This is a genomic window from Deinococcota bacterium, from assembly GCA_030858465.1.
In the GTDB taxonomy this organism is placed as follows: domain Bacteria; phylum Deinococcota; class Deinococci; order Deinococcales; family Trueperaceae; genus JALZLY01.
Window position 1 is genome coordinate 1 of sequence record JALZLY010000103.1, and the last position, 9,558, is coordinate 9,558.

Below are 9,558 nucleotides of genomic sequence, written 5' to 3' on the forward strand. Positions count from 1 at the left end.
TGCCCCCTTGCTTCATGAGCTCGAGCTTGTCCTGAAGGTAATGCGTCTTGCCGCCGTCCACAAAGCCCTTGCGCTGCAAAAAGTAGATGAACATGAGCCGGTTCAAGAGCACCGAGGCGTACCAGCGGCGCTCCCTCTCGCCGGGGATGCCCTCAATCAGCTCTAAAAACGCCAGGTGCTGCTCTTGAAACTCGCGATAGAACTTCTTGGTGGTGCGCTCCACGTCGAGGGCGTCCTTGAGGCGGCTGGCCACCCTGACGACCGAGATGTTGCCCTCGTCGTCGAAGTCCTTGAGGTCGAAGACGAGGCTGGAGAGCTTAGAGAGCAAGAGGTCGCCGGGTTGCCCTTTGACGAACGGTTGTTCGCGGGGGAAGGTTTTGCTTCCTTCGCGCTTGACCCACGACCAGAGGCTGCGGCTGCGTTCTGTGTCCACGAAGATGAGGAGGTGCTCGAGGTGTTGCTTCTCGACCTCTTTGTGAACCTCCTTGCGCAGCTTGGCGTCGCTCAGCGCTTCTTCCGAGGTCACTTCAAAGACCATCACGCCAGCGAGTTCGGCGACCGCTCGAGGGCTCATCCCGTCGAACAGGGCGGTCCTTAGGCGCGCCAAGGACGGCGGCGGGTTCCAGCCCAGTTCCTCGACGAACATGTCTTTAAACTCGAAGGCGGTCAAATAGCCGCGCGCCCGTTCGTGAATGCTCATTCCTTACCTCCAACCAAGCCCATCGAACAGACGATGGTGGGCTCCCTCGCTTGGTCCTCCTCGTGAACGATGCAGAGCCGGTCGTCCTCGCGCAGGGCAATCACCAGCTCGGCCAGCTCGCGGTCATTGGCGCCGCTGCGCAGCTTGCGGTTCAAGAGGTCGGTGGCGAAAGGGTAGAGGGGGTACTTGTAGATTTCCTCGAGGGCGCTCTGTAGGGGCGCAAGGTTCTGTAGGGGCGCAAGGCCTTGCGCCCCTACCTCTTCGTGGTAACGCTTGAGCCGCTCATAGGTCTTATAACGGGCGCCGGAGGGCCGCCCCAACTGACCCCCCACCGAGCGGTTTTCCTCCACGAGCACCTCCACGCCCCTTTTGACGAGCGCGTGGTGGTCGCCTCTGCGCGGCAAGGCGGGGGTGTCCGGCGCGCACTCGGCGGCTTTGAGGATGGCGAACTGCGACTCGGTGACGGCGTTTCCATGGTCGTCTAGCCAAGCGAGCGCGTCGTTGCCCTCACTGGTCTGCAAGTAGACGAGCACGCCGCCGGGCCGGTCGGGCGTGGCGGTATGGGCGCGGGTCGAGAAGACGACGTTGGGCATCTCCTGAATGCGCTTTTCAAGGCCGGGGTCTCTCTCCAAGGCGTTCTGCCAAATCTGGTAGGCCTGCGACGCTAAGTCCACCTCGCTGTCGGGCTCGTCGTCCAAAAGCCCCGCTTTTTCGTTGTAGAGGTCTTGTAGGGGCGCAAGGCCTTGCGCCCCTACGCCCGTCGTCATGTCTTCGAAAAAGCTCTCGTCGGTGCCGACGACCTCGGCGTTCTCCTCGAGGCGCTGCGCGACCCGCGTTCTCAGGCGGATGATGCGCTCGACCCCCTCGGCGGGCAAGAAGGTGTAGAGGAGGATGGTGCGGGCCTTCTGCCCGATGCGGTCTACCCGCCCGGCGCGCTGGATGAGGCGGATGATGGCCCAGGGGAGGTCGTAGTTGACGACGACGAAGGCGTCTTGGAGGTTTTGTCCCTCGGAGAGAACGTCGGTGGCGATGAGCACGCGCAGCTCGTCGTCCGGGAGAACCCTGGCCCCGTTGCTCTGGGGAGAAAAGCGCCAGGCGAGCGCGGTGGGGTCGCTCGAGCCGCCGGTGACGCCTGCGAGCTTCTCAATGCCTCTCGCCTTGAGCTGGCTCTCCAGATAGCGCACCGTGTCGGCGAACTGGCTGAAGACGAGCACCTTCTCGCTGCTATGAGCCCGCAAGAGCTTGACGAGTTCGTCGAGTTTGGCGTCCTCGCTCGGTTGCCACGACCCGGCGAGACGGAGGATACCCATGAGCCCTGCGGCGTCGCCGCGGAGGTGCTCGAGCAAGCCCGGCTCGAAGAGGTCGGGCCGGAGCCACTTGAAACGGCGCTTGGCGGCGCCCCTATAGGCGGCGTAGACTTCGGCGGCGCGATCTCTAAACGCCGCTTCGCTGTGCGTCAGCAGCTTCTCTTCGGGGGCTTCACCGCTCTCGTCGCTGGCGAAGAAGGCGTCTTCGTCCTCGAAGCGGGTGTCAAGAAGCCCGGCGTCTTGCGTGCCGATGGGGAGCGCTAAGCCGTTCTCGATGGCGTGGATGTAGATGTGGTTGCGCAGGATGTGGCGCTCGACCGACAGCAAAAAGGCCGCCCCGCTGCTCTCGAGCCGCTTAAAGAGGTTAGTGCGCGAAAAGCCCATGAGCCGCTTGCCCGCGCGGGAGAGGTTCTGAAGGAGTTTGGCCTCGTCGGGGTCGGCGGGCGTTCGAGGCTGCTCGGCTATGTAGTTGCCCAAGCCGTAGCGCGGTAGTGCGAGGCGGCCCACGATGTCTACCACCCGTTCGGCGTAGAGGCGGGCGTACTGGTCGCCGGGGTCGTCGCTGTCCAGCGCGAAGGTGACGGTTTTGGGTAGACGGTCGGGGAAGTAGGCGCGCCCACCCTCAGGATAGGTCAAGTAGCGCCTGCCTGTTTCGTCCACCTTGGCGTAGTTTTCCTTGATAAAGGTGCGGGTGCGCCGCACCAGATAGAGGCGCATCAGCTCGCGCCAGTCGCCCTGGTGCTCGCTCCACTCAAAGGCGGCGAGCGACCTTACCGGGGTGTTGCTGTGTTTGACGCGAAAGGCCATCTCGCCGCCGAGCCCACGCAGGTAGGCCTCGGGGCGGATGCCCAAATCGGCGTCCTCGGCGACAAAGAGCCTTAGCTGGTTGGAGAGGTCGTGGTAACCCTTGTTGTAGGGCGTAGCGGAGAGCAAGATGACCTTGCTGCCCGATTGCCGGATGTATTCGGCGATGGCGGCGTAGCGCCTCGTCTCGCGGTTGCGGAGGTTGTGGCTCTCGTCGATGAGGACGAGGCGAAAGCGCGCCGGAACGTCGGCAAGCTGCGACTGCACCACGCTCATCGGCATGACCTTGGCGTGGAGGCCGTAGCGGTCCACGTAGCCCTGCCACATCTTCTGGAGGTTCTTGGGGCAGAGGATGAGGGTGCTCGTAAACTGCGACTCCTCGAAGATTTTCGCCAGCGCGGTGGCCATAATCGTCTTGCCGAGGCCGACCACGTCGCCAATCAGCACGCCGCCACGCTTCTCGAGGTGGTGCGCGGCGATTTTCACGGCGGCGCTCTGGTAGGCAAAGAGCTTGAATGCGCTCGGGATGTCGAACGCGCGCAAGCCTTCTCTGGCCTCTTGCGAGAGGTGGTAGGCCATCTTGAGGTAGATGCTGTAGGGCGGGACGAGCGCCTCGCGCGCCCAGCTCTCCTCGATGATCCCTATGAGATCGGCTGAGATGTCTAGGCAAAACTTGTCCTCCCAGCGGTCCTCGAACCATCTCGCGAGCTTGTCGGTGGCGTCGTGGTCGAGCACGTCCACGTTGAGCTCGCCGTTGCCGGAGAGCCCAGAAAAGGTCAGGTTGCTGCTGCCCAGGTAGCCGGTGACGGGGTTGTCGTAGTCGTCGCGAAAGAGCAGGTAGAGCTTGGCGTGCAGGGGGTGGCGCAAAAAGAGCTTGACGACAAGTTTTTTGTCCCTGAGCTGAGCCGCCAGCCGGCGCAGCCCCGCCTCGTCTTCGTTGGTGGGCGCGCCGATGGTCAGCTGCCGGCGAAACTCTTCGGCCAGCCTCTTCTTGAGGCGCACGGCGACCTGGTTGCTCACGCCGCCGTCTTCGCCCACCAAGCTGAACAGTTCGCGCACCTCGTCCTGCGGCGAGCGCTGCATGCCGACGAGCAGGCGGCAGCGGTTGCCCTCCTCGCCGGACCAGGCTTCGATGCAAGTAGCGACCTGCTTCCAGCCGCGCAGGTTGAAGTAGCCGACGCAAAAGTCGGCGCGGACAGAGGCCCCCAGGCTGTTCTTGAGGCTTGGCAGAAGGTGCAAGTCTATGTTGTCGAAAATCCGCGGCATGCTGACCTCGCGTTGTGACCCGGCGTTGTGACCCGGCGTTGTGACGGCGCTGGTCAATTAAACCACAGTCCGTCAGGGCGATTCCCGTTCGCTGGGCAGGTGCAAGGCGGAGAACGCCTGGTACTCGCCTCGAGCCGCCCGCGGAGCGGCTATAACTCAGAGCGCGCCGACCGCGTAGATGCCGAGGGTGACGATCGCTATGGGCAGGCCGAAGAGCACCAGGAAGGAGCTGGCGAAGGTGCGGTTGACCCGGCCGGGCACGAGCGCCTGCAAGGCGGTGTTGACGACGAGGGAATGCCAGATGAGAAAGCCGGCGAAGATGAGGACCACGGCCAAAAAGGGCAGCAAGAGAGCGAGCGGCAAGGCGGCCAGGCCGATAAAGAGCAGCGGGCTCCAGCTCCAGCCCGCCACCTCCCAGGCTCGGCCCTCGAGCTCGGCGGGAATCTGCAACAGAAAGCCGCCGACACTCCACAAGAAGAGCAGGTGAAGGCTGCCCGCCAGCGCGGCGATGAGCAACACGGGCAGGGCCGCGTCGGAGGCGGTGAGCCGCAAAAAGGCCAGGGCGAAGCCAAAGGCGCCCGTCAGGTAGCTGAGGAGTGCGACGCCGAGTGAGAGGAGCACCCGGGGCGGCTCGCTTTCCAGCTCTTCAAAAAGCCTTTGGGCCGGCTCGAGACCTGCCACATCCTCCATAGCTGCGTCACCAGCCCAGTGTACCGCGGCGCCGCCAGGGTGGCTAAACGAAGAGGCGGTGAGAGGCGGGCGGCATCAGCCCTCTGGCCCGCGCCCGGCGGAACAGTTCCGCCACCGCCCGCTCGCCGTCCTCGCCGACGTCCTCGCTGTAGGGGTTGACGTAGAGGTCGATGTGACGCTGCATCACCTTGGGGTCCAGCTCCTGGGCGTGGGCGGCGATATAGGGTTGGGCCTCGGCGCGGTGGGCATAGGCGTAATGAAGCGAGGCGCGGACGGCCTCGCCGAGGCGCCCCAGCAGTTCCGGGCCGAGCGAGCGCTTCGCCATGATGCCGCCCAGCGGCAGCGGCAGGCCCGTCTCCTCTTGCCACCACTCGCCCAGGTCCAGGACCTGGCGCAGGCCGTAGTCGGGATAGGTGAAGCGCGACTCGTGGATGATGAGCCCGGCGTCGGCCTCGCCGCGGGCCACGGCGGGCATGATCAGGTCGTAGCGCAGCTCGTAGGTCTCGAGCGGAGGCTCCTGCCAGAGCTGCAGGAGCAGGTTGGCGGTGGTCAGGCCGCCGGGAACCGCGACGCGCCTGCCGCTGAGCGAGCCCAGCGGCTCTTTCGACACCAGCAGCGGGCCGACGCCACGCCCGAGCGCGCCGCCAGGGCGCAGCATGACGTAGTCGTCCATGACCTGGCCGTAGGCGCTGTAGGAGACCTTCGAGACCTCGAGCGCCCTCTCCCGGGCCAGCTTGTTGAGCGTCTCCACGTCCTCGAGGGCAACGTCCCAGCCGAGCTCGGGCGCCACCTTGCCGTGGGCCAGCGCGTAGAAGATGAAGCAGTCGTTGGGGCAGGGCGAGTAGCCGAGCGAGAGCCTCACGAGCGCCTAGAGGAGCGTGCGGTGGTCGACGAGCAGGCAGCGGTTCTGGACGACGGCGATGCCGGCCTCGGTCAAGGCCGCCGCCGCCTCGTCGCTCTGGATGCCCAACTGTAGCCACACCACCTTGGGCTTGGGCGACATCGCCAGGATGTCGTCCAGGTGTCCTGGCACGTCCCGGCTGCGCCGAAAGACGTTGACGATATCGACGGGCTCGCCCAGCTCGCTCAGCCTGGGGCGCACCCTCTCGCCGAACATCTCCTTGCCCTCGTGGGCGGAGTTGACGGGCAGAATCCTGTAGCCTTGCGAGCGCAGGTAGGCGGGGACGTAGTGCGCGGGCCGGTCCGTCTTGGGGTTGGCGCCGAGCACGGCGATGGTCTGAGCCCCTTCGAGCACCCTCTTGATGTCCTCTAGCGAGTTGAGAATGGCCATGAGCTCAGCTTAGCGAAGTTCTCGACACACCACAAGGCAAAGGCAGACAGCAGAACCGGACTCCAACCCGGAAGACCAGAAGACCGGGATACAACACGGTACAACACGGTGCGCCGTGCGACCCCTTGCTATCCTGGTCTACGGACTAGACCGGAAAGGGCTGGCGGTGACTTTCAAACTACCCGAAGACCTAAAGGACATGCAGCGCGCGGTGCGCGACTTTGCCCGCGGCGAGATCGCGCCCCGCGCCGCGGAGCTCGACCGGGAGCCCCGCTTTCCCTGGGAGACGCTGGGCAAGATGGGCGAGCTTGGGCTCCTGGGCATCATGACCCCCGAGGATTACGGCGGTGCCGGGCTCGGCTGCCTTGCCTACGCGGTTCTCTTGGAGGAGGTCGCGGCGGCGGACGCTGCTCACGCCACTATCATGAGCGTGACCAACGGCCTGCCGCAGATCATGCTGCTCATGCGCGGCAGCGAGGAACAGAAGACACGCTATCTGCCCAGGCTCGCCTCGGGCGAGTGGATCGGCTCGTTTTGCCTCTCCGAGCCCCACTGCGGCTCGGACGCGGCGGCGATGAAGGCTCGAGCCCAGCGGGTAGAGGGCGGCTGGCTGCTAAACGGCACCAAGGCCTGGATCACCTCGGGCGGCGAGGCGCAGGTCTACATGGTGATGGCCAAGACCGACCCGGCGGCGGGGGCGCGCGGCATCTCGGCCTTTGTCGTCGAGAAGGGCGCTGAGGGCATGAGCTTCGGCAAAGCCGAGCGCAAGATGGGCCAGCACGCCGCCATCACCACCTCGCTGACCCTCGAAAGCTGCTTCGTCCCCGACGAGGCGCTCCTAGGCGCCGAGGGCGAGGGCTTCAGCCTCGCCATGTCCAGCCTCGACTCGGGCCGCATCGGCATCGCGGCGCAGGCGGTGGGCATCGCCCGGGCGGCCTTCGCGGCGGCGCGGGACTACGCGGCCGAGCGCGAGGCCTTTGGCCGGCCCATCCGCGACTTTCAGGGCGTCCTCTTCAAACTGGCCGACATGGCCACGCGCCTGGACGCCGCGCGGCTGCTCACCTGGCGCGCCGCCTCTTTCAAGGACCAGGGCGCGCGGGTGACTCAGGAGGCCGCGATGGCCAAGCTCTTCGCCTCCGAGGCGGCGTCTTCTATAACCCACGGCGCGGTCCAGGTCTTCGGCGGCTACGGCTACTCGGCGGACTACCCCGTCGAGCGCCTGTTCAGGGACGCCCGCGTGACCGAAATCTACGAGGGCACCAGCGAGATCCAGCGCCTGGTGATCGGCCGGGAACTCTACCGGGGGAACGGATGATCGACTTCAGCCTCAGTGCCGAGCAGCGGCAGATCCAGGCCCTGGCGCGGCAGTTCGCCCGCGAGGTGATCATTCCCAACGCCGCCGAGTTCGACCGCGATGAGTCCTATCCCGAGGGCATCGTCGCGCAGGCCTTTGACCTCGGCCTCTTGAACACCATCATCCCCGAGAGCCTGGGCGGCCTCGGTCTGGGCATGCTCGACGAGGCCGTCATCGGCGAGGAGCTGGGCTACGGCTGCATGGGCATCTATGCCATCCTGATGGCCTCCGAGCTGGGCCTGACGCCGATCATGCTGGCGGCCAGCGACGCGCAGAAGGAGCGCTTTCTGCGGCCCCTCCTGGCCGGCCCCAAGCTCGCCGCCTTCGCCCTCTCCGAGGCCGACAACGGCTCGGACGCCGGCGCCATGAAGACGCGGGCGCGCAAAGACGGCGGCGACTGGGTTCTCTCGGGCAGCAAGATGTGGATCTCCAACGGCGGCCTCGCCGACCTGACCGTGGTCTTCGCCAGCTTCGATCCCGAAAGCAGGCACAAGGGCACGCTCGCCGTCGTCGTCGAAGGGGGCGCCAAGGGCTTGGCTCACCAGAAGATTCACGGCAAGATGGGCCAGCGTGCCACCCACACCGCCGAGCTCGTCTTGGACGAGGTGCGGGTGCCCGAAGAGAACGTCCTGGGCGAGCCCGGCGACGGCTTCGCCATCGCCATGAGGACGCTCGACAGGACGCGCGTCCCGGTCGCGGCGGGCTCGGTCGGCGTGGCCCGCCGGGCGCTCGAGGAGTCTGTTCGCTACGCCGGCGAGCGCCGCACCTTCGGCAAGCCCATCAACCAGCACCAGGCCATCCAGTTCAAGCTGGCCGACATGAAAATAGCCGTCGAGACCGCCCGCTGGCAGACCTACCACGCCGCCTGGCTGGTCGACACCGGCCAGCCGCACAGCGAGGCCTCGGCTATCGCCAAGGCCTATGCCTCGGACGTGGCCTTTGCCGCCGCCAATGAGGCTATCCAGATCCACGGCGGCTACGGCTACGTCAGCGAGTACCCCGTCGAAAAGCTCCTCAGAGACGTGAAACTCAACCAGATCTACGAGGGCACCAACGAGATCCAGCGGCTGATCATCGCGCGCGGACTCGTCAAATGACCGTGGCGCGGTCGCTCGAGCCGGCTAGGACCTCGCTCGGCCGTGAGGTGACGCTCGTGACCGACCGGCCGCTCGGCTCGAGGCAGCCCGCTTCGAAGACCTCGCGCCGTCGGACGCCGAGATTATGGAGGCGGTGGCCTTTCAGGAGTCCCTTTTCGCAAGTTCTGTCGTGCGCGGACGATAAGAATCGGGCGATGGTACACCTATTCCAAAAAGACAGATTCCGTGATACGCTGTCCTTATGGAGCGGATCAACGTGGCCGACGCGGCGAGGAACTTCTCCGACCTCCTCGAGCGCGTCTATGAACAAGGGCTTAGTGTCGAGCTCGAGCGCGGCGACAAAGTCGTCGCCCGCATCGTGCCGGCTGGGCCGACGAGGACGCTGCGCGTTGAAGAGCTCAACGACTTTTTTGCCTCGCTGCCAAAACTGGGCGACGATGCGGAGGCCTTTGCGGAAGATGTCATGTCGGTTCGCCGCGAGTTGCCTTTAGATCCTTCGCCTTGGGAGTAGTTCTCGATACCAGCGTCCTCATCGCACTTGAGCGCGGCGGCCAAGGCGTCGATTTCAGGCGCTACCGTGACTATGGGGACGCCTTTATCAGCGCCATCACGGTGTCTGAGCTCCTCGTCGGCATTCATTATGCCGATACCGAGCCAGGCTTGTGAAACGCGCAGCCTTTGTGGAAGCTGCGCTTGCGCGCTTTGAGGTGCTCGACTTTACCCGCGAGAGCGCTCGCCTTCACGCACAGCTCTATGCCTCACTCAAACGCAAAGGCCAAATCATTGGGGCACATGATCTCATCATCGCTGCCACGGCGCTACATCATGGTTTTGCTGTCGTGACAGGCAATACCGGTGAGTTCGAACGCATTGACGGCTTGCAGATTTTGGCGGTTTAGGAGAAAGCATGAAGATCATTTCCATCATCAAACAAGTTCCCGACGCCGAGGCGCGCATCCGCGCCTCCGCGGACGGCGTCGATCTGGACGGGGTCAGCTTCGTCATCGACGGCATGGACGAGTACGGCGTCGAGGAGGCCCTGCGCCTCC

11 protein-coding genes are annotated in these 9,558 nt (G+C 65.3%); 6 read left to right on the forward strand and 5 right to left on the reverse strand.

The features are described from left to right. The 5 genes from M3498_04785 to M3498_04805 all read right to left on the reverse strand — a co-directional run. A partial coding sequence (locus tag M3498_04785; protein ID MDQ3458613.1) for an ATP-binding protein occupies positions 1-700 on the reverse strand: 700 nt, incomplete at its 3' end. Beyond that, positions 697-4,077 carry a phospholipase D-like domain-containing protein gene (locus tag M3498_04790; GenBank protein MDQ3458614.1) on the reverse strand — a complete coding sequence of 1,127 codons (3,381 nt, stop codon included), beginning with the start codon at positions 4,075-4,077 and terminating at the stop codon, positions 697-699. The genes M3498_04785 and M3498_04790, both read right to left, overlap by 4 nt. Positions 4,078-4,233: 156 nt before the next feature. After that, positions 4,234-4,758, reverse strand: coding sequence for a hypothetical protein (locus M3498_04795; GenBank protein MDQ3458615.1), 525 nt, complete (start codon positions 4,756-4,758; stop codon positions 4,234-4,236). Between the two features lie 52 nt (positions 4,759-4,810). Beyond that, the gene (locus M3498_04800) at positions 4,811-5,629 is read right to left on the reverse strand and encodes a 1,4-dihydroxy-6-naphthoate synthase (GenBank protein MDQ3458616.1); all 819 of its coding nucleotides are present in this window, start codon (positions 5,627-5,629) and stop codon (positions 4,811-4,813) included. A 6-nt stretch (positions 5,630-5,635) separates the two neighbouring features. After that, a complete protein-coding gene (locus tag M3498_04805) occupies positions 5,636-6,058 on the reverse strand; it encodes a CoA-binding protein (GenBank protein MDQ3458617.1) in 423 nt (140 codons plus the stop codon). Positions 6,059-6,224: 166 nt separating this feature from the next. Between M3498_04805 and M3498_04810 the strand changes: the two genes are divergently transcribed. From M3498_04810 to M3498_04835, 6 genes are all read left to right on the forward strand, one after another. Further along, complete coding sequence (locus tag M3498_04810) at positions 6,225-7,373, forward strand: acyl-CoA dehydrogenase family protein (GenBank protein MDQ3458618.1); 1,149 nt, start codon at positions 6,225-6,227, stop codon at positions 7,371-7,373. Further along, complete coding sequence (locus M3498_04815) at positions 7,370-8,509, forward strand: acyl-CoA dehydrogenase family protein (protein MDQ3458619.1); 1,140 nt, start codon at positions 7,370-7,372, stop codon at positions 8,507-8,509. The genes M3498_04810 and M3498_04815 overlap by 4 nt, the downstream gene beginning before the upstream one ends. A gap of 241 nt (positions 8,510-8,750) precedes the next feature. Next, the gene (locus M3498_04820; GenBank protein ID MDQ3458620.1) at positions 8,751-9,020 is read left to right on the forward strand and encodes a hypothetical protein; all 270 of its coding nucleotides are present in this window, start codon (positions 8,751-8,753) and stop codon (positions 9,018-9,020) included. After that, positions 9,011-9,175 (forward strand): PIN domain-containing protein, encoded by a 165-nt coding sequence (locus M3498_04825; GenBank protein MDQ3458621.1) that lies wholly within the window; start codon positions 9,011-9,013, stop codon positions 9,173-9,175. Before M3498_04820 ends, M3498_04825 begins: the two co-directional genes overlap by 10 nt. Continuing rightward, the gene (locus tag M3498_04830) at positions 9,172-9,408 is read left to right on the forward strand and encodes a PIN domain-containing protein (GenBank protein ID MDQ3458622.1); all 237 of its coding nucleotides are present in this window, start codon (positions 9,172-9,174) and stop codon (positions 9,406-9,408) included. The genes M3498_04825 and M3498_04830 overlap by 4 nt, the downstream gene beginning before the upstream one ends. A gap of 8 nt (positions 9,409-9,416) precedes the next feature. Continuing rightward, positions 9,417-9,558: electron transfer flavoprotein subunit beta (locus M3498_04835; protein ID MDQ3458623.1), on the forward strand; the 142-nt coding region annotated here is incomplete at its 3' end.

What these genes read in the sequence shown, in the direction of transcription:
- M3498_04815 (MDQ3458619.1), top strand. Translation starts at nt 7,370, where the DNA reads ATGATCGACTTCAGCCTCAGTGCCGAGCAGCGGCAGATCCAGGCCCTG.
- M3498_04820 (MDQ3458620.1), top strand. Translation starts at nt 8,751, where the DNA reads ATGGAGCGGATCAACGTGGCCGACGCGGCGAGGAACTTCTCCGACCTC.
- M3498_04790 (MDQ3458614.1), bottom strand. Translation starts at nt 4,077, where the DNA reads ATGCCGCGGATTTTCGACAACATAGACTTGCACCTTCTGCCAAGCCTC.
- M3498_04805 (MDQ3458617.1), bottom strand. Translation starts at nt 6,058, where the DNA reads ATGGCCATTCTCAACTCGCTAGAGGACATCAAGAGGGTGCTCGAAGGG.